This window comes from Rhizobium sp. UGM030330-04 (genome assembly GCF_003208455.1).
Taxonomy (GTDB): domain Bacteria; phylum Pseudomonadota; class Alphaproteobacteria; order Rhizobiales; family Rhizobiaceae; genus Agrobacterium; species Agrobacterium rhizogenes_A.
The window spans coordinates 1-21,607 of sequence record NZ_QKML01000013.1 but is presented as its reverse complement, the minus strand read 5'-3'; the positions used below and the strand labels follow the sequence as shown (position 1 = coordinate 21,607).

Annotated in this window: 21 protein-coding genes; 10 read left to right on the top strand and 11 right to left on the bottom strand. The window is 60.8% G+C overall.

The annotated features are described in order from the left end of the window. Window positions 1-265 precede the first annotated feature (265 nt). The gene (locus tag N434_RS19200; RefSeq protein ID WP_110759906.1) at window positions 266-2,005 is read left to right on the top strand and encodes a patatin-like phospholipase family protein; all 1,740 of its coding nucleotides are present in this window, start codon (window positions 266-268) and stop codon (window positions 2,003-2,005) included. 159 nt (window positions 2,006-2,164) lie between these two features. Here N434_RS19200 and N434_RS19195 read toward each other — a convergent pair whose 3' ends face one another. Beyond that, the gene (locus N434_RS19195; protein WP_286172347.1) at window positions 2,165-3,103 is read right to left on the bottom strand and encodes an ICP22 family protein; all 939 of its coding nucleotides are present in this window, start codon (window positions 3,101-3,103) and stop codon (window positions 2,165-2,167) included. A 285-nt stretch (window positions 3,104-3,388) separates the two neighbouring features. On the opposite strand from N434_RS19195, the gene N434_RS19190 reads away from it, so the two are divergent. From N434_RS19190 to N434_RS19170, 5 genes are all read left to right on the top strand, one after another. Further along, a complete protein-coding gene (locus tag N434_RS19190; protein WP_174029678.1) occupies window positions 3,389-4,279 on the top strand; it encodes a metal ABC transporter solute-binding protein, Zn/Mn family in 891 nt (296 codons plus the stop codon). Then, window positions 4,276-5,184, top strand: coding sequence for a manganese/iron ABC transporter ATP-binding protein (locus tag N434_RS19185; RefSeq protein WP_272871084.1), 909 nt, complete (start codon window positions 4,276-4,278; stop codon window positions 5,182-5,184). Before N434_RS19190 ends, N434_RS19185 begins: the two co-directional genes overlap by 4 nt. Next, window positions 5,165-6,025, top strand: coding sequence for a metal ABC transporter permease (locus N434_RS19180; protein ID WP_110759904.1), 861 nt, complete (start codon window positions 5,165-5,167; stop codon window positions 6,023-6,025). Before N434_RS19185 ends, N434_RS19180 begins: the two co-directional genes overlap by 20 nt. Further along, entirely contained in the window at window positions 6,022-6,876 is an 855-nt protein-coding gene (locus N434_RS19175; protein WP_110759903.1) for a metal ABC transporter permease, read from the top strand. The genes N434_RS19180 and N434_RS19175 overlap by 4 nt, the downstream gene beginning before the upstream one ends. Before the next feature lie 109 nt (window positions 6,877-6,985). Next, complete coding sequence (locus N434_RS19170; RefSeq protein ID WP_003499086.1) at window positions 6,986-7,159, top strand: DUF1328 domain-containing protein; 174 nt, start codon at window positions 6,986-6,988, stop codon at window positions 7,157-7,159. A gap of 56 nt (window positions 7,160-7,215) precedes the next feature. Here the strand turns inward: N434_RS19170 and N434_RS19165 are convergent, their stop codons facing one another. Beyond that, window positions 7,216-7,947, bottom strand: a complete 732-nt coding sequence (locus N434_RS19165) for an SDR family oxidoreductase (RefSeq protein ID WP_065117078.1) — start codon at window positions 7,945-7,947, stop codon at window positions 7,216-7,218. A gap of 202 nt (window positions 7,948-8,149) precedes the next feature. On the opposite strand from N434_RS19165, the gene N434_RS19160 reads away from it, so the two are divergent. After that, window positions 8,150-8,917, top strand: coding sequence for an IclR family transcriptional regulator (locus N434_RS19160; protein WP_065117079.1), 768 nt, complete (start codon window positions 8,150-8,152; stop codon window positions 8,915-8,917). A 105-nt stretch (window positions 8,918-9,022) separates the two neighbouring features. On the opposite strand, the gene tal is transcribed toward N434_RS19160, so the two are convergent. Further along, complete coding sequence (gene tal, locus N434_RS19155) at window positions 9,023-9,988, bottom strand: transaldolase (RefSeq protein ID WP_065117080.1); 966 nt, start codon at window positions 9,986-9,988, stop codon at window positions 9,023-9,025. A 305-nt stretch (window positions 9,989-10,293) separates the two neighbouring features. On the opposite strand from tal, the gene N434_RS19150 reads away from it, so the two are divergent. Continuing rightward, a complete protein-coding gene (locus N434_RS19150; protein ID WP_065117081.1) occupies window positions 10,294-11,280 on the top strand; it encodes a sugar-binding transcriptional regulator in 987 nt (328 codons plus the stop codon). A 235-nt stretch (window positions 11,281-11,515) separates the two neighbouring features. Here the strand turns inward: N434_RS19150 and N434_RS19140 are convergent, their stop codons facing one another. Together N434_RS19140 and N434_RS19135 are read right to left on the bottom strand one after the other, a co-directional pair. Next, window positions 11,516-12,388 (bottom strand): methylated-DNA--[protein]-cysteine S-methyltransferase, encoded by an 873-nt coding sequence (locus N434_RS19140; RefSeq protein WP_110759902.1) that lies wholly within the window; start codon window positions 12,386-12,388, stop codon window positions 11,516-11,518. Between the two features lie 217 nt (window positions 12,389-12,605). Beyond that, window positions 12,606-13,088, bottom strand: a complete 483-nt coding sequence (locus tag N434_RS19135) for a DUF2244 domain-containing protein (RefSeq protein ID WP_065117084.1) — start codon at window positions 13,086-13,088, stop codon at window positions 12,606-12,608. A 37-nt stretch (window positions 13,089-13,125) separates the two neighbouring features. Between N434_RS19135 and nth the strand changes: the two genes are divergently transcribed. Beyond that, window positions 13,126-13,908: an endonuclease III gene (nth, locus tag N434_RS19130; protein ID WP_110759901.1), complete on the top strand. Its 783-nt coding sequence runs from the start codon at window positions 13,126-13,128 to the stop codon at window positions 13,906-13,908. Here nth and N434_RS19125 read toward each other — a convergent pair. After that, a complete protein-coding gene (locus N434_RS19125; protein WP_065117086.1) occupies window positions 13,870-14,607 on the bottom strand; it encodes a sulfate transporter family protein in 738 nt (245 codons plus the stop codon). The two genes, nth and N434_RS19125, sit on opposite strands and share 39 nt — an antisense overlap. A 301-nt stretch (window positions 14,608-14,908) precedes the next feature. Between N434_RS19125 and N434_RS19120 the strand changes: the two genes are divergently transcribed. Then, window positions 14,909-15,742, top strand: a complete 834-nt coding sequence (locus tag N434_RS19120) for a MurR/RpiR family transcriptional regulator (protein WP_110760012.1) — start codon at window positions 14,909-14,911, stop codon at window positions 15,740-15,742. A 117-nt stretch (window positions 15,743-15,859) separates the two neighbouring features. Here N434_RS19120 and N434_RS19115 read toward each other — a convergent pair whose 3' ends face one another. Genes N434_RS19115 through N434_RS19095 form a run of 5 tightly spaced genes read right to left on the bottom strand, consistent with a single transcriptional unit; the run spans window position 15,860 to window position 21,535 of the window. Beyond that, window positions 15,860-17,434: an FGGY-family carbohydrate kinase gene (locus N434_RS19115; protein ID WP_174033723.1), complete on the bottom strand. Its 1,575-nt coding sequence runs from the start codon at window positions 17,432-17,434 to the stop codon at window positions 15,860-15,862. A 60-nt stretch (window positions 17,435-17,494) separates the two neighbouring features. Then, window positions 17,495-18,214 (bottom strand): HAD family hydrolase, encoded by a 720-nt coding sequence (locus N434_RS19110; RefSeq protein ID WP_110760011.1) that lies wholly within the window; start codon window positions 18,212-18,214, stop codon window positions 17,495-17,497. Between the two features lie 7 nt (window positions 18,215-18,221). Beyond that, a complete protein-coding gene (locus N434_RS19105; protein WP_110759899.1) occupies window positions 18,222-19,706 on the bottom strand; it encodes a mannitol dehydrogenase family protein in 1,485 nt (494 codons plus the stop codon). A gap of 57 nt (window positions 19,707-19,763) precedes the next feature. After that, complete coding sequence (locus N434_RS19100; protein ID WP_110759898.1) at window positions 19,764-20,540, bottom strand: L-iditol 2-dehydrogenase; 777 nt, start codon at window positions 20,538-20,540, stop codon at window positions 19,764-19,766. Continuing rightward, on the bottom strand, window positions 20,537-21,535 hold the full coding sequence (locus N434_RS19095; RefSeq protein WP_110759897.1) for an ABC transporter ATP-binding protein: 999 nt from the start codon (window positions 21,533-21,535) through the stop codon (window positions 20,537-20,539). Before N434_RS19095 ends, N434_RS19100 begins: the two co-directional genes overlap by 4 nt. Between the last annotated feature and the right edge of the window lie 72 nt (window positions 21,536-21,607).

Sequence of the window (21,607 nt, the reverse complement as noted above, 5' to 3'; positions counted from 1 at the left end):
AATCAATCCGTTGCAGATCCTCGGGACAGGCCCGAGGATGACGTCGGAGAGTGTGGCGAGGTCTCGCCCCATTTATCTGCCGGTTTTCCTTTCCATAGATAGACGCCCGCAAGTAACTACCCGGCTTTCAGTGAACGGATCGCCTAGGTTTATTTAACTTTCAGTAGAATATACTGGCGGCATAACCTCAACCTGTGATACCCATTCTCCATCATTCGCATTGTGTTTGACGGCTTTCGATCAAGAGCCGCCGGGGGAGATACGCATGCCTGAGAATGAGCTTCCCAAATACCAGCCCGATATGTTCGCAGCGCCTGAGAAGGAATGCGACGTGGTGATGAAGGGTGGCATCACCTCCGGTGTCGTTTATCCCTATGCCGTTCTGGAACTGGCGCGCCGGTATCGCTTCCGCTCGATAGGCGGCACATCGGCCGGGGCGATTGCCGCCGCTTTCGCGGCAGCGGCGGAATATTCCCGCACCGTCAGGGGCGATCCTGACGGGTTCATCCGCCTGCAGGCCCATTGCGATACGATACCGACCATTCTGGGCAGGCTTTTCCAGCCGGAGCGCCGTTTTCGCCCGCTGATGCGTTACCTGTTATGGGCGCAGGCCGGCGGCTGGCCCGGCAAGGTACTGGGCCTGCCCTTGGCTTTTCCGCTCGCCTCGCTGGCGGGCATCGTCATCGGCGCCGGCCTGTTATGGGCCATGGGTGGCAGCTACGCCGGGTCCGTTCTCGGCGGGTTTGTCGGACTGGTGGCAGCGATCCTCATTCAGGTCCTGTGGCTGGTTTTGCACCGGTTGCCGCAGGAGGGCTTCGGTTTTTGCTCGGGGCTGACGGTTTCGGGCGCGGATGTTCCCGGCCTTACGGACTGGCTTCATGCATCGATCCAGGACATTGCTTTCGGCAGTCAGGCCGCGACAGCGCCGCCTTTGACCTTTGGCGATCTCGTCGGCGACGACCCGGAAAAGCCGGTCATCAACCTGAAGATGGTCACGACGAACCTGTCGATGCGGCGGCCGCACACGCTTCCGAACACCAATCTCATGGTGGCTTACGACCCGAAGGAATGGGGCCAGCTGTTTCCCGCCGGTGTGATGAACTGGCTGAAGCAGGTCGCGACGCCGGGCGGCCCCTTTCCCGAACTCAAGGCTTTTCCGGAGCCCGACCAGTTGCCGGTCATCATCGCGACGCGCATGAGCCTGAGTTTCCCGGTCCTGTTCAAGGCCATTCCGGCCTATACCAATGATCGCGGCACGCTTGATATCGTGCGACGTCTCAGTGGCGACGCGCGGCCCGTCATGAAGGCGAAAATCTGGTTCTCCGACGGCGGGATCAGCAGCAACTTTCCCATTCACCTTTTCGATGCCCTGCTTCCGTCACGTCCCACCTTCGCACTCAGCCTCGATGAATTGCCGAAATCCATCGCCGCCAGCATGAAGCGCGTGACTATCCCGCAGGCGGCGGGCGAAGGGATCGGCGTGCCCGTTCACAAGATGGAAAAAATGAGCGGCTTTCTCGGCAGCATCCTCAGTTCGGCCAAGGACTGGCAGGATCAGTCTCTCGCCACCATGCCGGGCCAGAGGGAGCGCATCGCCCGCGTCTTTCTCAACGAGGAGGAAGGCGGGCTGAACCTCACCATGCCGCCGGAACGCTCGGCAAAACTGATGAGCTACGGCCTTGAGGTCGGATCGCTCTTCGCCAATGGCGCGCTGGATTTTGACGAGCATCGCTGGCGCCGGACGCTCGTTGCCTATGACAGACTGGAAGACGCCGTGTTTGCGACCGAGCGCCTGTGGAAGGAAGGCAAATACGAGGACTGGCTGACGGATTACATCGACGAGATCAAAAGCTACGAAGCCGTGACAAAGGGAGACCGGGAAAAGCTGATCGCCCGAATTGCCGCCTTCGCCGCCCTGTCGCAGAGCTTCTCTCCGGCCATCGCCAACAAACGCAGGAAGTTTCCAAACCCGGCTGGCCGTTTGCGGATCGGACCGGACGTCTGACCGGTTCGGCCACCAAGGTCTCAGCGACGACGTGAAGGAAGGGGCAGTCCGGCCCTTCTGGAAGATGTCCAGTAAAGGTGCGCGGCGGTTTTATGCCCGGGAAATGCCGAAAACAAAGGGACAGAGCACGTCCGACCATCCGTTCGGACCGGATGTGCCCTAGTGCCCCGCGGCCTTTTTATCCGCCGCCGGTTCGTCCGCCGGTGCAGTTTCGGAAGCGGCCTTTTCCTCCGCCGCCTGCGCGGTCGTCGAGCCTTTTCCGAAAATCAGCGATTTCAGATAGGTCAGGCTGAAAATGCTGCCGCCATCGGCTTCCGGTGTCGAGGTCAGAAGCTCATCGGTGCCGGGTTCGCCATGCGCTTCGGGAGGGGCGGTTTCACCATGTGCTTCCGCACCGGCCCCGCCCTCATCCGTTTCCGGCGCAGCGCCGTGGCCGCCGGTGCCGTCGTCCTTGCCTTCACCGTGACCGGCCGCCCCTTTCGCAGCCTTGCCATCATGGCTTTCGGCAGCGGCGTCCGAAGCCGGCGTCGCGCAATCGGCGGTGTCGCTGAGGCTCGCGGCCATGAACTCGGCATCTTCCAGCGGCAGGTCGATGCGCAGCCCGTAAAACTGGCCGCTGCCATTGGCCGCGCCGTCATAATAAAAGGCCGAATAGCGCTGGGCATTGGCGCCATCGGGAATCTTGGCCGGATCGGGAATGAAGACGACCTGTGCGGCAATGGCCCGGCCACGCATTTCCGAGCGTAATTGCGGACCGTTTCTGTCAAGCACCGAAACCTGAACCAGATCGGGCCTCTGCCTGTCGTAAACCGCCCTGGCAACGCGAAGCGCGGTTTTCAACCGCTCGGTGCCATCGCCCCCTTCGGTGCGTATGAATTTGCGCACCCATAAGGAGCCGTTCTTGCGGATGTTGACTGTCTGGACCGCGTCGCAGGAAAGCCCGTTGGTGGAGGCATAGGATGGGCCAAGCAGCCGCTCGCTGCCGATGAACACGGCAGCAGAACCGGTCGCACCCGCCAAAAGCAGGATCCCGCCTCCGATCATAACGAGCTTGCGCGAAAACCGCATTCGTCCGAATACAGCTTTCACCCGCAACATCCTGCCATTCAGTACCCCGCCTATCGCCCTCACCCCGGAACGTGGCTCAAAGCATGAGCAAGACACGCGGGATAAAGCTCGCAACCTCGTTGTCCGAGCCTTGCGATAGTGCCGCTTTCTCATTGAAAAAAGTTTAACCCCTCCGGCTGAACACCGGCAAAAGCGCACCATTTTCGGACATTTTCAAACGCCGCTAAATTGCGAATGATTTGCAATAGCGTTGACAAGCGTGATTTTATAACAGATGGTATTGCGAATTAATCGCAACAAAGATTGGTGACAGACGTGAACTTCCTAAAAATCCGGCACGCCCTTTTCGCTTTTTCGCTTTTCCTTCCCGCCGCCGCCACCGCACAGGAAAAACCGACGGTGGTAACCACCTTCACCATCATCGCCGACATGGCGCGCAATGTGGCGGGTGACGCGGCCGAGGTGGAAAGCATCACCAAGCCGGGTGCTGAAATTCATAACTACCAGCCGACACCGCGCGACATCCTCAAAGCCCGCAAGGCCGATCTGGTGCTGCGCAACGGTCTCAATCTGGAATTGTGGTTCGAGAAGTTCCTTGCCAACCTTTCCGGCGTGCCGAGCGTGACGGTGAGCGAGGGTGTGGAACCCATGGCGATCAGCGGCGGCGCCTATCAGGGGAAACCCAATCCGCACGCCTGGATGTCGCCCGATAACGCCTTGATCTATGTGGAAAATATCCGCAAGGGCCTGACCGAGATCGACCCCGCCCATGCCGATGTCTATGCCGCCAATGCCAGGGCCTATTCAGACAAGATCAAGGCCACGGTGCAGCCGATTCGCGACACGCTGTCCGTCCTGCCTGAAAACAAGCGCTGGTTGGTAACCAGCGAAGGCGCCTTCTCCTATCTCGCCCGCGATTTCGGGCTGAAGGAACTGTTCCTCTGGCCGGTCAATGCCGACAGCCAGGGCACACCGCAGCAGGTGCGCGGTGTCATCGATGCCATGCGCGAGCATAATATCCACGTCATCTTCAGCGAAAGCACGGTTTCCGCGGATCCGGCCGAGCAGGTGGCCAAGGAAACCGGCGCGGCCTATGGCGGCATCCTCTATGTGGATTCGCTGAGCGAGGCGGACGGCCCGGTCCCGACCTATCTCGATCTACTGCGGGTGACGAGCGAGACCATCGCAAAAGGCCTGTCATCATGAGAATGGGCAGTAAAAAAGCAGCCGGCGGCCTTACGGTTCAAAATGCGACAGTGACCTATCGCAATGGCCACACCGCATTAAGACATGCCAGCTTTTCCATCCCCCGCGGAACGATCACTGCACTTGTCGGCGTCAATGGCGCCGGCAAGTCCACGATTTTCAAGGCGATCATGGGTTTCGTGCCGCTGGCCGCCGGTTCCGTCTCGATCTTCGACCTGCCGGTGAAGGAAGCGCTCCGGAAAAACCTCGTTGCCTATGTGCCGCAGGCCGAGGAAGTGGACTGGAGCTTTCCGGTGCTGGTGGAGGATGTGGTGATGATGGGCCGTTATGGCCACATGAACTTCCTGCGCATCCCCTCGAAGCGCGATCATCAGATGGTCGAGGAAGCGCTGAAACGCGTCAACATGCTCGACTATCGCAAAAGGCAGATCGGCGAACTTTCCGGCGGGCAAAAGAAGCGGGTGTTTCTCGCCCGTGCGCTGGCGCAGGAAGGCCAGGTCATTCTGCTGGACGAACCCTTCACCGGCGTCGATGTGACGACGGAAGAACAGATCGTCGCGCTTTTGAAGGCCTTGCGGGACGAAGGCCGGGTCATGCTGGTTTCCACCCATAATCTTGGCAGCGTGCCGGAATTCTGTGACCGCGCCGTCTTCGTCAAGGGCACCGTGCTGGCGTCAGGCAGGACCGAGGATACGTTCACCGAAGAGAACCTGCAGAAAGCCTTCGGCGGCAGCCTGCGCCACTTCATCCTTGGCGGCGCAGACCTGCATGACGATGCCGATCCGCGCCGGCTAAAGGTCATTACCGATGATGAGCGGCCCTTCGTGATCTATGGCAAGAATGGCCAGAACGGGCACGATCCCGAGGCTCCGAAAGAAAAAGTCGATGATAAACAGCCTTCTTGAGCCTTTCACCTACGGCTACATGCTGAACGCCATCTGGGTCAGCGCGCTGGTTGGCGGCGTCTGCGGCTTTCTGTCGGCCTATCTGATGCTGAAGGGCTGGTCGCTGATCGGCGATGCGCTTTCCCATGCCATCGTTCCCGGCGTGGCCGGAGCCTATATGCTGGGTCTGCCCTTTTCGCTCGGCGCATTCCTCTCCGGCGGGCTTGCCGCCGGCTCCATGCTGTTCCTGAACCAGAAAACGCGGCTGAAGGAAGACGCGATCATCGGCCTGATCTTCACCTCGTTTTTCGGGCTGGGACTGTTCATGGTCTCGCTCTCGCCCACCTCGGTGAATATCCAGACCATCGTGCTCGGCAATATTCTGGCGATCACCGCCGAAGATACCATCCAGCTCGCGCTGATCGGCGGCATCAGCTTGCTGGTGCTGGCGCTGAAATGGCGCGACTTCATGGTGGTGTTCTTCGATGAGAACCACGCCCGCACCGTGGGGCTGAAACCGGAAGTGCTGAAGGTGATTTTCTTCACCCTGCTTGCCGCCTCCACGGTTGCCGCTTTGCAGACGGTCGGCGCCTTTCTCGTCGTCGCCATGGTGGTGACGCCGGGTGCCACCGCCTATCTCCTGACCGACCGTTTCGAGCGGCTGATCCTGATGAGCCTCATCATCGGCGCGGCCACCAGCTTCGTCGGCGCCTATCTCAGCTATTTCCTCGATGGCGCCACCGGCGGCGTCATCGTCGTGCTGCAGACCGCGATCTTCCTTGCCGCTTTCGTGTTTGCGCCCAAGCACGGCCTGCTCGCCTCCCGGGCCAAGGCCCGCAAGGCGCTGGGGGAAACGCCATGAGCGACTATCTCGAACTCGCCATCCTGCCGTTTCAGCTGCCCTTCATGCAATATGCCTTCGTCATCACGCTGATGATCGCGGTGCCGATGGCGATGCTGTCCTGTCTTCTGGTGCTGAAGGGCTGGTCGCTGATGGGGGACGCGGTTTCCCATGCCGTGCTGCCGGGCGTGGTGATTGCCTATATCGTCAACATTCCGCTTTCCATCGGCGCCTTCATCGCCGGCATGATCTGCGCGCTCGGCACCGGTTTCATCAAGGAAAACAGCCGCATCAAGGAAGATACGGTGCTTGGCATCGTCTTTTCCGGCATGTTCGGGCTGGGACTGGTGCTTTACGTGAAGGTGCAGAGCGACATGCATCTCGACCACATCCTCTTCGGCGACATGCTGGGCATTGCGCCGTCAGACATGCTGGAGACCGGCCTGATCGCGCTTTTCGCCACGCTGTTCCTCGGCATCCTGCGCAAGGATCTGCTGGTCAATGCCTTCGACGCGCAGCATGCAAGGGCGATCGGGCTGCCGGTGCGCCTGCTGCATTACGGTCTGTTGATGGTTCTGTCGCTCACCGTGGTCGGGGCGCTCAAAGCGGTGGGCATCATCCTGTCTGTCGCCATGCTGGTGGCGCCGGGCGCCATCGCCTTCCTGCTCACACGGCGCTTTTCCGCCATGCTGCTGGTGGCCATCGTGGTGGCTGTCGCCTCCTCGCTGGCGGGCATATGGCTGAGCTTCCTGATCGACAGTGCGCCGGCCCCCACCATCGTGCTGTTCATGAGCCTTGCCTTCATTGCAACCTTCATCCGCACCACCTGGATGGCAAAACAAGTGGATGCCGCACGCGAAAGGCAGGTCTAGGCAACGATTTTTGCGGGCGAATGGAACATTTTCCCTTTTTGCGCGTCATTTTCCTGAGTTTGCGGCAAGGCGGCAAACTCAGGAAAATTAAAGCGAAAGGGGAAGCTCCATGCTGAAATGGGCTCTTATTTTCTTCGTCATCTCTTTGATCGCGGGTGTATTCGGCTTTACCGGTATTTCGGCAGCGGCGGCGGGCGTGGCCCGAATTCTGTTCTTCATCGCCGTGGTGATCTTCCTGGTCTTCCTCGTGCTTGCACTGATGGCCGGAAGCGCGGTCGTCTGAATGAAAAAAGGCGACCGGTTTGTGCCGGTCGCCTTTCCTCTTTTGCGTAAAAACCTTCAGCCCGTCCAGCCGCCATCGATCACGTGAATCTGGCCGGTGGTGAAACCTGCCTCGTCCGAAGCGAGATAGGTGACGAGGGCTGCGATTTCTTCCGGCGTGGCGATGCGTCCCATCGGCTGGCGGGCGATGAAATCCGCAAGCGCCTGTTCATAATTGCCCGTGGCCCGCAGGCGGTCATGCAGCGAGGGGCTATCGACCGTGCCGGGGCAAATGGCGTTGCAACGAATGCCCCTTGTGACGAAATCGGCGGCAATCGCCTTTGTCAGGCCCACCACGGCGGCCTTGGAAGCCGTATAGGCGAAACGGTTCGGCACGCCCTTCACGCTTGATGCCACCGAAGACATGTTGACGATCGCGCCCTTGCCCTTTTCCAGCATGCCGGGCAGGAAGGCGCGGCAGGTGCGATACATGGCCTTGGCATTGAGATCGAAGGAAAAATCCCAGTCCTTCTCTTCGCAGTCGAGAATGGTGCCGGCATGTACGAAACCGGCGCAGTTGAACAGCACGTCGGCATGGCCGATATCGGCCGCGAAGTCCTTGACCCCTTCCCCGTCAAGCACATTCAGCACTCGAGTTTCCGCGCCCTTGAGGGTCGAAAGCGCCTGCTCGTTGATATCGGTGGCGATAACCCGCGCGCCCAGCGATACGAACCGCTCCGCCGCCGCCCGGCCGATACCCTGACCGGCGGCGGTGATCACCACTGTCCGGCCGTTAAAATCCTGCACCATGAATAGCCTCCCGCTAAGGCGCGGCCACCCTTTCCGGATCGGCCGCTGAATTTGGATGATCTCAAATATGGATCGACAATTCATATGTAAACGCGGTATTCATATGGCGTCAAGCAAACTTGCGCGGTTCATCGCTATCGGACAAGCCTAATTTCAGGCGGACCTCTCAGCCGGCGACCAAGCGAACCATCATCGAGGCCAGATGACCGACGACGACAGCGAAAGATACCGCGCTCCCGCCCTCGACAAGGGCCTGGACATTCTCGAACTTCTGGCCCGCACCGATGGCGGGCTGACGCAGATCGAGATCGCCAAGGCCGTTGGCAAGAGCCCGAACGAGCTTTACCGCATGCTGGACCGGCTGGTACGCCGGGGCTATGTGCAGCGGCTTGAGGGGGATCGGTTTTCGCTGACGCTGAAGATGTTCGGGCTGGCGCATTTTCACGCGCCGATCCGCCGGCTCGTCTCTTTCGCTGCCCCCGTCATGCGTGATTTTTCCGCCAGCGCCGAACAGGCCTGCCATCTGGCCGTTTATGACCGCGGCAGCGTGGTCGTCATTGCCCAGCAGGAATCGTCCACCTATTGGGCCATGTCCATGCGGGTGGGGGCGCAGATGAGCCTGTTTCACACCGGCTCCGGCCATGTGCTGCTCGCCTTCCAGACCGACGCGCAGCGCGAGATCATGATCACCGAGCAGGTGCGCGGCAGCGGCGAAACCGTGCCTTCCGACCTCGCACAGCGGCTGCGGCAGGTGCGCAGCAACGGTTTTGAATCCATGGACAGCCTTCAGACCGCCGGCGTGCGCAATATTTCCGCCCCGGTGCTGACGCTGGACGGGACGGCGCTCGCCGTCATCACCTGCCCTTACATCACGCCGCTTGGCGGCAGGGCGCCCACAAGCGAGATGTGCGAAACTCTGATCCGCGATGCGGCAAGACGCATCTCCGAAGTGGTGACGGGAAATATCTGAAACGGACAAAAAAACGCGACCGGCAGGGACCCGATCGCGTTTTGAGTGACTGGAGATTTATATCTCCTAAACGTTGGGGGAACGCGGATGGTTCCCCCTTTTCTGTCAGGCCGCAGCCAGCGTCAGTTCCTTGCGGACCATCTCGCGCAGCGTCACCAGATCCTTGGCGAACAGGCGGATGCCTTCCGAGAGCTTCTCGGTCGCCATCGCGTCTTCGTTCATTGCCCAGCGGAAGGCCTTTTCGTCGAGGGACTTCAGCGGCTCGGGCTTGGCATTGTCAGGCGAAAGCTTGCGCTCGAGCTTGCCGGTGTCCTTGTCCAGTTCTTCCAGCAGCGCCGGGCTGATCGTCAGGCGGTCGCAACCGGCCAGCGCTTCGATTTCGCCGACATTGCGGAAGGATGCGCCCATGACGACGGTGCTGATGCCATTGGCCTTGTAGTAGTTGTAGATGCTGCGCACCGAAACCACACCCGGATCGGTCTCGGCGGTGTAGTTCTCGCCGGTCGACTTCTTGTACCAGTCGAGGATACGGCCGACGAAGGGCGAGATGAGGAAGACCTTGGCTTCCGCGCAGGCAATCGCCTGGGCCTGCGAGAAGAGGAGCGTCAGGTTGCAGTCGATGCCCTCGGACTGGAGAACCTCGGCCGCCTTGATGCCTTCCCAGGTGGAAGCAAGCTTGATGAGGATGCGCTCGCGCTCGATGCCGCGCTCCTTGTAGGCGGCAATGATGTGACGCGCCTTGGCGATGGAAGCTTCCGTATCGAAGGAGAGGTCGGCATCGACTTCAGTCGAAACGCGACCCGGAACGAGGCCGGCAAGCGCCGCGCCGACGGAAATGGCCAGACGATCAGCAACGGCGGCAACAACGGCGTCGGACTGGCCGCCCTGCTTCTTGCCCCATGCGACGGCTTCCTTCACTGCATCGGCAAATGCCGGGGTGCCGAGTGCCTTCAGAACGATGGTGGGGTTGGTGGTGCAATCCACCGGCTTCAGGCGCGCAACCGCCTCGATATCGCCGGTATCGGCAACGACCGTGGTGATGGCGCGAAGTTGTTCGAGTTTGGACGTCATATCGAATGATCCTTCATGATCTCTTGAAAACTTGCTCAGCCGTCATTTCGTTCCCGCACCATGGGTGCGCCCAAGGCCGAAATCGCGGTTTGTCCGGCTCCGACTATCGCAAGCGGCACGGTCGAAAGTCAAGACATTTGCGCATCGCAATTGACATAAGTTTCACGCCTGCGATACTCGGCCGCATCTGAGCGGATGGTGAAAAGTGTGAGTGGTTTTCGCCATGAATTCCGCTCGAACGATAAGAATGTCGATGAAGACGATGTCAGTCCGCATCGAAATGACATCGTCTTCATCGACCAAGAATGGCGGAAACCGTGGCGAAACTGAGAAGAGAAACCCATACGGCCTATTCGGAAGCGGCTTCGCTGAGGCTGCGCGCCGCGTGGCTCTATTATAATCAGGGCCTGACACAAAAAGATGTCGCCGAAAAACTGGGGATCAGCCGCTCGACCGTCATCCGCCTGCTCGACGAGGCGATGAAACGTTCCGAAGTGCAGATCTGGATCAATGAGGGCATCGAGGATTTCGTGGCGCTGGCCGGCCAGCTGGAGGCGGCCTACGGGCTGGACGAGGCCGTCATCATCCCCTGCCCCGGGAAGGCGAGCGCCGAAAGCACCGCCAAGGCCGTTGGCCTGGCGCTCGGGCAATTCCTCTCCGAGGTGGTGCCGAACGGCGCCACCATCGGCGTCGGCTGGGGCCGCACCATGACCGCCTCGCTTTCCAGCTTCCGCCCGCCGCGCCGGGAAAATTGCAAGGTCGTCTCACTGCTCGGCGGCATCGTCGCCGTGCACCAGACCAACCCGCTCGATTACACCTGGCGGCTGGCAAGTGCGCTCGGGGCGGAATGTTACATGTTTCTGGCGCCGCTCCTGGTGGATTCCGTCGAGACGAAACGGGCGCTGATCGAAAAATGCGGGCTCGCCACGCTTTATGATCTCGCCGAGACGCTGGATCTCGCCATCGTCTCCTGCGGCGATATCGGCCCACATTCCACCTCGCTCTCCGAAGGCTTCATCTCCAAGGAGACGCTGCGCGAACTCGTCGATGCCGGCTGCGTCTGCGACACGATGTTCAATTTCATCGATGCGGAAGGCCGCTCCGTCGATCATCCCATCAACCAGCGCGCCATGGCGATCGATCTCGATACGCTGCGCAAGGCCAAACACATCGTGCTCGCCTCCGGCGGCGCCCACCGCGCCGTTGCCATCCGCGCCACGATCAAGCGTATCGGGTGCAATACGCTGATCACCGACGAGGCGGCGGCACGGGCGTTGATGGAGCTGGTCTAGGCCTCATCAGGCCATTCGCGGGCGGACCTCACAAACACCGACGTCACCCTCGGGCTTGTCCCGAGAATCTGCAGCGTATTGATCTTATTCCACGTGACTAAATCCCCGGCATCGGCCTCCGCCGGCCCTGCCCGCACACTCCTCGTCCATTTCTCCGGCCAGGCCAAAGAACGGTCATGCGACGGCGCATCTTCCATGGTGGGTCTTGAGGTGAAGCTGGAACGATCGACCAAACTCAAACCTTGCCCGTTTCCCAGCCGAGCATCGCCCGCTTGCGGGTCAGGCCCCAGTGATATCCCGTCAGCGCCCCGCTTTTGCCGACGGCACGGTGACAGGGAACGACGAAGGACACCGGGTTGGCGCCGACGGCAGCACCAACCGCGCGGGAGGCGGTGGGCTGGCCGATATCGCAGGCGATGTGCGAATAGGTGACGGCGCGGCCCATCGGGATTTTGAGGAGGCTTTCCCAGACGCGCACCTGAAAATCCGTGCCGAGCAGCACGACACGCAGCGGCCTGTCCGCCGACCAGAGCGACGGCTCGAAGATGCGCGCGGCATAAGAGGCGGTCGCTTCGCGATCCTCGACATAATCCGCATTCGGCCAGCGGCCGGCCATGTCCTCGAAACAGGCCCGTTCCTCACCCGGATCGGCAAAGGCGCAGCCGGCAAGGCCACGATCGGTCACCATGACCAGCGCAAGACCGAAGGGCGAGGTGTGGAACCCGTAACGGATCGTCAGCCCGCCGCCCTTCGCCTTCCATTCGCCAGGTGACATGGCCTCATGGGTGACGAACAGGTCGTGCAGGCGTCCCGGTCCCGACATGCCGACCTCGATAGAGGTTTCCAGCAGCGGCAGGTCCTCCTCGCGCAACAGCCGCTTGGCATGATCGAGCGTCACGGCCTGCAAAAAGGCCTTGGGCGAAAGGCCGGCCCAGCGGGCGAAAGTCTTCTGCAATTGCGTCGGCGACTGGCCGAGCCTTGCGGCAATGGCTTCGAGGGAGGGCTGTTCGCGATAATCCAGCGTCAAAAGCTCGATAACCCCGCGCACCGTATCGTAATCCGAACCGATGGGGGTGATGTCTTCGTTCAGCATAATATTGGCGTTCATCGCAAATCTCCTAACGGGTAGGAGAAAACCATTAAAGCGACTTCGTCTCCACCCGTTTCTTGCGCCGTACTCAGTTTCTACCGTCATACCGGCCTCGAGCCGGTATCCAGCCAGCCCAAGTCCTTGGGCTGAAAGGAGTCTTTTCCGCCGCGCGGACGCGCGTCGGCTGGATTCCGGCTCAGGGCCGGAATGACGGAGGGAGAGCTGGACTATCCTCTTACATCCGCCGCCTGACAGTCGCGAGCGCGCCGCCGAAAGCTTTCGCGAAGCTCTCCCGGTCATCCGGGTTGAGAAACGAACCGATATCGGTCGCCCGCCCCTCGCCCGTCACATGCATGGAGACGATGCCGATCTCGTCGTGCCGCCTCACCCTGAAACGCGCCCAGAAGGGATTGAAGCGATGTTCCACCATCCGCCCGGCCGGAGAGAATTTGCGGATAGACAGGCTGGTGCGCGAGACGCTGACCTCTTCCCGCGCCTTCGCCGCCCGGTAGTTGGCGCGGAAGGCGGCATAAAGCAACAGAAAATCCAGCCCGAAGAATAGGCCGACGGGCCAGGCGCCGGTGGCGAGAAAGAAACCGCCATAAAGGAGACAGGCAAGCCCCGACAAAAGCAGCAGCAGCCGGAAGCCGCTTCTGCCCAGCGAGCGATGCGGCACGAGTTCCGCCGCGAAAATCGGCTGGTCGTTGAGCGTATCCACGTTGCTTTCCTTTGGGCGGGCTGGCTATAGATAGACCATGACAGTTGCCAAAAAACGATCCAGCACCCAAAGTTTGAAAAAGTCAAATCCGGCATCCGCGCGCAAGCCGGCGCGGGTGAAAACGGCCTATTCGAAGGACGAACTCACCGAGATCTTCCGCCGCTTTTCCATTCAGCGGCCGGAGCCGAAAGGCGAGCTGGAACATACCAATCCCTTCACCCTGCTGGTGGCCGTGGCGCTTTCGGCGCAGGCGACCGATGTGGGCGTGAACCGGGCAACGCGGGCGCTGTTCAAGATTGCCGATACGCCGAAAAAAATGCTGGCGCTCGGTGAAGAGCAGCTGATCTCCCATATCAAGACCATCGGCCTTTACCGCAACAAGGCGAAAAACGTCATTGCCCTGTCGCAGATGCTGATCGACAATTTCGGCGGCGAGGTGCCGAAAACCCGCGAGGAACTGGTGACCCTGCCGGGCGTCGGCCGCAAGACAGCCAATGTGGTGATGTCCATGGCCTTCGGCGTGCCCACGCTTGCGGTGGATACTCATGTCTTCCGCATTGCCAACCGGCTCTGTCTTGCGCCGGGCAAAACCCCTGACGAGGTTGAAGACCGGCTGATCCGCATCATTCCCGAACAATATCTGTTCCATGCCCATCACTGGCTGATCCTGCACGGACGTTATTGCTGCAAGGCGCGCAAGCCGGAATGCGAGCGCTGCGTGATCGCCGATATATGCAAGTCGCCGGAAAAGACCTTCGATATTCCGGCGCCGCTGGTCGAATTACCCGCGCAGCTGTTCGGTGCGGCCGGCGGCGAATGAAGGATCACGCCGGCTGACGGCCTTGTGCAGATGCACCATCATCGAGGCGGCGAAAAGCGGCGTCAAAAGGTTGAGGAACGGCACCGCCAGAAAGGCCGCGATCACCAGCCCGGCCATGAAGACGGTGGCGCGGTGTTTTGAGCGGAACTGCCGGGCTTCCTCGGGCGAGCGGAAACGCATGGCCGCGAATTCGAAGAATTCCCGGCCGAGCAGATAGCCGTTCACCAGAAAAAACGCGATGAGATTGACGCCCGGCACGAGAAGCAGCAGGAGCGCGACAAGGTTGCCGGCAATGACAACACCAAAGAACTTGATCGATGACAGCACGGCTTCGCCAACGGGCATCGCCTGACCGGGCGGATCGTCGGGATAGGTCTTTTTTTCCACCACCTCGGCGACATCGTCGAGAAACAGACCGGCAATGACGGCGGTGACGGGCGAGATGAGCAGTGCCAGCGCCAATGCCAGCCCGATGCCGGCAAAAATGGCGAAAACGAAGGTCAGCCAGCCCGCCCAGTCCGGCACGCCGGGTATCAGCGTATCGATCCACGGCAGCGCGAAATAGATGAAAATGGAGCGGATGGCGAACCACAGCGCCGCCAGAACGAGAAGCGTCAGCCCCAGCACCTTCCAGAACACCGACCGGGTCTCGGCGGCAAAGAGATTTTGAAATGCCAGCCGCGCCGCATCAAAAATCATTCGGAACTCCCCTGAACCTATCCGCGTTTAAAACCTTCGACCAAACGACAGATAAGAACTGGCCCTCCGCTCTGCAAGACAGAGGGATACGGCGCCAAACGTCTGAAATTAAACCGGAGATGGAATTTCCCTTGAATAAAAGATATCTCTAAAATATAATAATCCATCTATGATAATTCGCATTCCGGTCCGGTGGAGGACAAGGCCGGAAAAGCTCGCCCCCACCGTCAAATCGCGGTTCGCACGCCTTTTTGCGGGGCGCGCGGATGCATCATCGTTCAATAAAGACAATAAAGAGGCGTTGGTGGAAAAGCTGTTGTTGAACCTGACCCGTGCCATGAAGGCAGGCACGCCTTCCGAGCGCAAGATCGCCAAATATCTGATCGAGCATCTGGACGAATTGCCCTTCGAAACAGCGCAGACGCTGGCCGCCAAGCTCAGCCTGAGCCCGATGACGGTTGGACGTTTCCTGCGATCGCTGGGATACCGGCAATTCAGCGATATCCGCGCCGATCTGCGCCATGCCGAAGAAACGGCCGGTGCGGACCAGCCCGCCATGATCGACGGTGACGAGCGCCAGCCCAATCCTTTTTCGCAACTCCTGTCGCAGCAGATTCAGGCCATACAGGCCGCTTTCGACATGACAGCGCAACCGATCTGGCGTCTTGCGATGAGCGAAATCGCCGCCGCCGCCGATGTTTTCCTGGCAACGTCCCCGGAAGGTCGCGGCGCCACGCGGCACTTCCATGGACGGCTGCTGGAATGCCGCGGACATGTGCAATATCTCGGCAGCGACAGCGCCGCCTACGTGGCCCTTTGGGATTTCGATCCCGGACAGACACTTCTCGTCATCATGGATTGCGGCGGCAGTCTCGCACCGCTTCAGCACCTTGCGGCCACCGCCCGCAGGAGCGGCTACCGGACGCTGCTCATCACCACGCGGTTTTACGAATGGGGACCCGAAAGTGCCGATCTCTGTCTTGCCATGCCACAGGCCCAGAACGGCGGACAGGGCCTGCTGCAACTCGTCTCCCTCCTGGAATTCACCCTTTGCGCCCTTAACGCCGGCGCCGATGACAGCGGCAGGGCAAGGGCAAAGAACCTGACGGCCCTGAAGCGTTCGTTACGCAGTTGATTGCGCTTTGCGAGCGATAGGGATCGAAGGATCGAGCGGTTGCCGCGCATTTCTTCTCCCCGGCGGGGAGAAGAAATGCGCGGCAACCGTCAAAGCCTGCCACTACCCTTTAGAAAATCAGAGGCTTTCCAGTTCCTGGCGATGGCGATGCATGGCGAGAAACCGGCGATAATCCCGCTCGTAATGCGCGGCGAGCGCCGGATTGCCGGAGATTTCGGCATTGCCCGGATACATGGCGCCCCCCGCCGCCGCGAGGTTCGCATGCACGCCGCCGGCTGTCGCCGCCGTCATCGCCGTGCCGAGCAGCACGGCATCGGCCGTGGCGGGAACCACGATACGCTTGCCCGTCACGTCAGCATAAAGCTCCATCAGCAGCGGGTTCTTCACATGCCCGCCGGTGACATGCAGGCTTTCCACCGCATAACCGAAGCGTTCCATGGCATCGAGCACATGACGCGCGCCGAGCGCGATCGCCACGGCCGTGCGCCAGTAAAGACGGCAGAGACTGTCGAACGACGTATCCAGCGTCAGCCCGCTGATGACGCCGGCCGCATGCGGATCGGCAAGCGGCGAGCGGTTGCCGTGGAAATCCGGCAGCACATGCAGCCGCTCGGCAAAGGCCGCGCCCTCGAGCGCGCGCAATTCCGTCACCCGCGTCACGATGCGGGCATGCAACGCCGTATCCGGCTCACCGCCCGCCGCATGCATGCGCACGATATGGTCAAGCAACGCGCCGGTGGCCGATTGTCCACCCTCCACCAGCCAGTGGCCGGGCAGGATCGCCTGCCAATAGGGACCCCAGAGACTATGGCCCGGCATCGGCTGCTCCGACATGGCGACGAGGCAACTCGACGTGCCGGCGATCAGCGCCACATGCCTGCCGACATTGTCAGAAAGGCATCCGCCGAGCGCACCCAGCGCGCCGGCATAGGCATCGATCATGCCCGCCGCCACCTGACAGCCGGTATCGAGGCCGAGTTCAGCGGCAGCTTCGGGTGAAAGCGGGCCGATGCTTTCCCCTGGCATTACCGTGGTCTCCGGCAGGCCGGCCCGCTCCTTCAGATCGGCAAGCCCCGCCAGTTCCAGATAATCCGCCTGCCAGCCGGGATTTTCCTGCGCCAGAAAATTCCACTTCGCGGTCTGCGTGCAATTTGAGCGCCTCGTTGAACCGGTCGCTTTCCACGTCAGGAAATCCGCCAGATCGAAGGCGAAGGACATGCGCGCCCAGCTTGCCGGCATATGTGTCTTCAGCCACATCAGCTTCGGCATCTGCATTTCCGGCGAGACGCTGTTGCCGGCGAAATCCAGCACCCGGTGGCCGGACGCCGTCAGCCGGTCGGCCTCCGATATCGCCCGGTGATCCAGCCAGACGATGGTGTCGAACCGGTCTTGCCCCGTCACGGAAACGGAAACCGGCTCCCCGCCTTCATCGCGGATGACGAGTGAGCAGGTGGCGTCAAAACCGATGGCCGCGATGCTCTGCGGCAAAACGCCGGCATCGGCAAGGGCCGCCTTCACGGCGATGCAGACCGCGTTCCATATGTCGGTGGAATCATGCTCGGCGTGGTTTTCACGCGGCCGCTGCATCAGGATCGGATGGGTGGCGCGGGCAAGCAGCCGGCCGGCCGGATCGAAAATGCCGGCCCGGGCGCTGGCGGTGCCGACATCGACAGCGACGAGATTTTGACGCATCAAGACTGCAATTCCATCCCTTGCGCAACGACCTCCGGACGGCAGCAGGCAGAGTCCCGCTCAGCCTGCATCGCGTTCCGCCCGCCTGTCAAAACCGCCCTTCCCCACATAATGGCCGACAAGTTGGACCAAATCCGGCATGGCGTCAAACACGGCATCCGCCCCAAGCCCGGCGATCTTTTCACGGAATGCGGGAAAGCGCGCGTGCGAACCGCCGGTGAAGGCAAAAACGCCCATGCCGGCTGCTTTTGCCGCGGCAATACCGGCCGGACTGTCCTCGATCACGATGCAGTGACGCGGATCGGCGCCCATCTGGCGCGCCGCATGCAGGAAGAGATCGGGTGCCGGCTTGCCGTTCTTCACCATGGTGGCGCTGAAGACATGCGGCTCGAATTTATCGATCAGCCCGGTCAGCCCCAGCGAATAACGGATGCGTTCCGGCTGGCTTGAGGAGGCGACGCAGCGCCGCAGCGGCAGGAGCCTGTCCAGCGTTGCGGCAATGCCGTCAATCGGCCGAAGCTCGGTGCGGAAACGCTCGAACAGCGTCGCCCGCATATGGTCGAGGAAATCGATATCCGTTTCGACACCGTAATCCTCGAATAGCGTCGCCGTCATGCTGGCGACGCTGCGGCCGAGAAAGCGCTCATAGGCCTCTTCCTCTCCCATCGTCACACCGAGATGGGAGAGCATATCGAGAAGGACGGAGATGGAGACCGGCTCGCTATCGACGAGAACGCCGTCGCAATCGAAAATCAAAAGAGGTCCGGTCTCGTCTTCCATCTCATGGTCACTTTTCAGCCAGCTTGTCATCCAGATAAAGCTGCAAGGTCTTCGCCGTGCCTTGTTGCCACAGCGTCTTCAATGCATGGGCAAAGCGTTTACGGAAAAGCTCCGATTCGGCAACCTCCCCGAAAATATCGTCGAAGACGAGGAAAGCCGCAGGATCATCCTTGGCCTTGATGGCGGCCGCCTGCAAACGCTCGGCGCTCGCATCGTTGAAGGTGATTTCCTTGCCGCTGTCGGACGTGCCGTAGAAATAACGGCACCACAGGGCAGACACCAGCGAAAGGCCGACGATATCCTCGCCGCGCGCCAGCCGATCGGCGGTGGAAGGCAGGATGAATTTCGGCTGGCGGTTGGAACCGTCCTGCGCCAGACGCGGAATGGTGTCGCCGATTTTCGGATTGAGGAAACGCCGTTCGATCAGCCCGAAATAATCGGCAAGATTTGTATCGGGAACCGGCGGGATGACCGGGATGATCTCTTCATTCTCAAGCTTTGCCAGAAATGCCCGGATCAGCGGATGTTCCATGGCCTCATGCACGAAATGAATGTCGAGCAAAGCCGCCGGATAGGCGATTGCCGCATGGCCGCCATTGAGGATGCGGATTTTCATGTGCTCATAGGGCGCAACATCGGTGACGAACTGCACGCCGGCCTTTTCAAGTGCGGGGCGACCGGCGGGAAAATTATCCTCCATCACCCATTGCTTGAACTCCTCGCAGAAGACCGGCCAATTGTCGTCGATGCCGAAATCGTCGCGGGCGATTGTGCGTTCGCGCTCGCCGGTAGCAGGCGTAATGCGGTCAACCATGGAGTTGGGGAAAGCGACGTTTTCGCCGATCCAGTTGGCAAAGGCCGGATCGGACAGGGCCGCCAGCCCGACCACGGCATTTTTCGTGACCTTGCCATTATGCGGAATGTTGTCGCAGGACATGACGGTGAAGGGTTGCAGCCCCTTGTCCCGCCGCGCCTTCAGCCCGGCGACGATGAGACCGAACACGGTTTTCGGCGAAGCCGGGTTCTTCCCGTCTTCGGCAATGGCCGGATGCTGCGGGTTGAAGGAACCGGAAGCATCGATGAAATAACCACCCTCGGTAATCGTCATCGAGACGATGCGGATCTTCGGATCGGCGAGCGTATCGATGATGGCCTTGGTGTCGCCGACCTGCAGAATGTCGATCATCGGCCCGGTAACACGCGCACCGGTACGGTTATTGTCCTGTTCCACGACAGTGGTCAGGAAATCCTGCGCCGCAAGCTTTTCGCGCATCACCGCATCCGACGGCAGCACGCCCGCACCGATGATGGCGAAGTCATGGTCCGTGCCCGTATTGAACAGATCATCCAGATAGACCGCCTGATGGGCGCGGTGGAAATTACCAACGCCGAAATGCACGATGCCGGCGGAGAGATCAGCACGGGAATAGGCCGGAATCGCCGCCGTTTTTTGGGCTTCGTCAAGCGTTGCGAGGGAGAGTTTGCATGTCATGTCACGATCCTCGAAGGGGAAACGTTGTTCGTGCCGGTCACCGGGAAACCCCGGTGGTCAGCTCATCCAGTTGCCGCCATCGACATTGTAGGTCTGGGCGACGATGTATTCGGCTTCATCGGAGGCAAGGAAGACCGCCATGCCGGTCAGGTCTTCAGCACGGCCCATGCGGCCGAAAGGTACGGCCTCGCCGACCAGCCGCTTCTTTTCGCCGGCCGGGCGGTTTTCATATTTCGCAAACAGTGCATCCACGCCGTCCCAGTGCTCGCCATCGACCACACCCGGCGCAATCGCATTGACGTTGATGCCGTGCTTGATGAGATCGAGCCCCGCCGATTGCGTGAGGCTGATGACAGCGGCCTTGGTGGCGCAATAAACCGCCACCAAGGCCTCACCGCGCCGGCCCGCCTGGCTTGCCATGTTGATGATCTTGCCGCCTTTTCCCCGAGCAATCATTGTTTTTGCGGCGGCCTGCATCATGAACAGCGTGCCGGATACGTTGATCGAAAACAGCCGCTCGTAGCTCTCGCGTTTGATCTCGACAATCGGTGCGAGGTCAAAGAGTGCGGCATTGTTGATGAGGATATCGAGCCCGCCCGCCTGGCCTTCCACGGTGCGGATGGCGGTGTCGATGGAATGCTGTTTGGTCACATCGAGTTCGACGGCATAGGCGTTCTCGCCGATCTCTCGGGCGGTCCTGCTGGCCCGCTCGAAATCGATGTCGGCGATGGCGACCGTCGCACCCTCGCGCAGATAGGCTTCGGCGAAGGCGCGGCCGATACCGCGTGCCGAGCCGGTTATCAGCGCGGATTTGCCCTCCAGTCTCCCCGTCATATTGCCACCCCCTTCTCATCAAACCTGTGTATCTTGGTCTCGTCGGGGGTGATGAACACGGCATCGCCATGCCTGCATTCGAACTCGCCGTCAGTGCGGGCGGTGATCGGGCCGATGCCTGACACCTCGAGATGCAGGAAGGTATCCGATCCGAGATGTTCGGCAACCGTGACCTTGCCCTGCCACAGCCCACTTTCCTTCGACAGCAGCAGATGCTCAGGCCGCACACCGGCGGTGGTGGCGTTCTTGCTGCGGGCAAAATCACCGGTGATGAGGTTCATGCGTGGCGAGCCGATAAAGCCGGCGACGAAGAGGTTGGCGGGGGTGCGGTAAAGCTCCATCGGCGAGCCGACCTGCTCGATATTGCCGCGGTTGAGGACGACGATCTTGTCGGCCATGGTCATGGCCTCCACCTGGTCGTGGGTGACGTAGATCATCGTTGTCTTCAGCGTGTTGTGCAGCTCGGAGATTTCCAGCCGCATGGTGCCGCGCAGCGCCGCATCGAGGTTGGAGAGCGGCTCGTCGAACAGGAAGGCTTTCGGTTCGCGCACGATGGCGCGGCCGATGGCGACGCGCTGGCGCTGGCCGCCCGACAGCTGCGAAGGCCGGCGTTCGAGATAATCGGTGAGGTTCAGCACCCGGGCGGCATCTTCCACCTTTTTGTCGATCACCGCCTTGTCGAGCTTGGCCATCTTCAGCGGGAAGGCGATGTTGTTCCTGACACTCATATGCGGATAAAGCGCATAGGACTGGAACACCATGGCAAGGCCGCGCTCGGCCGGGGCCTTTTCGGTGGCGTCATTGCCGTCGATGACGATCTTTCCGCCGGAGACGTCCTCCAGCCCGGCGATCAGCCGCAACAGCGTGGACTTGCCGCAGCCGGAGGGGCCGACGAAGACGACGAACTCGCCGTCGTTGATATCAAGATCGATCGACGGGATGACTTTCGCCTCACCGAAGAGCTTGGACACGTTCTGAAGGGAAATGCTGCCCATGTTTGTCGTTCCTTATTTCACGGCGCCAAAGGTCAGGCCACGCACGAGTTGTTTCTGCGAGAACCAGCCGAT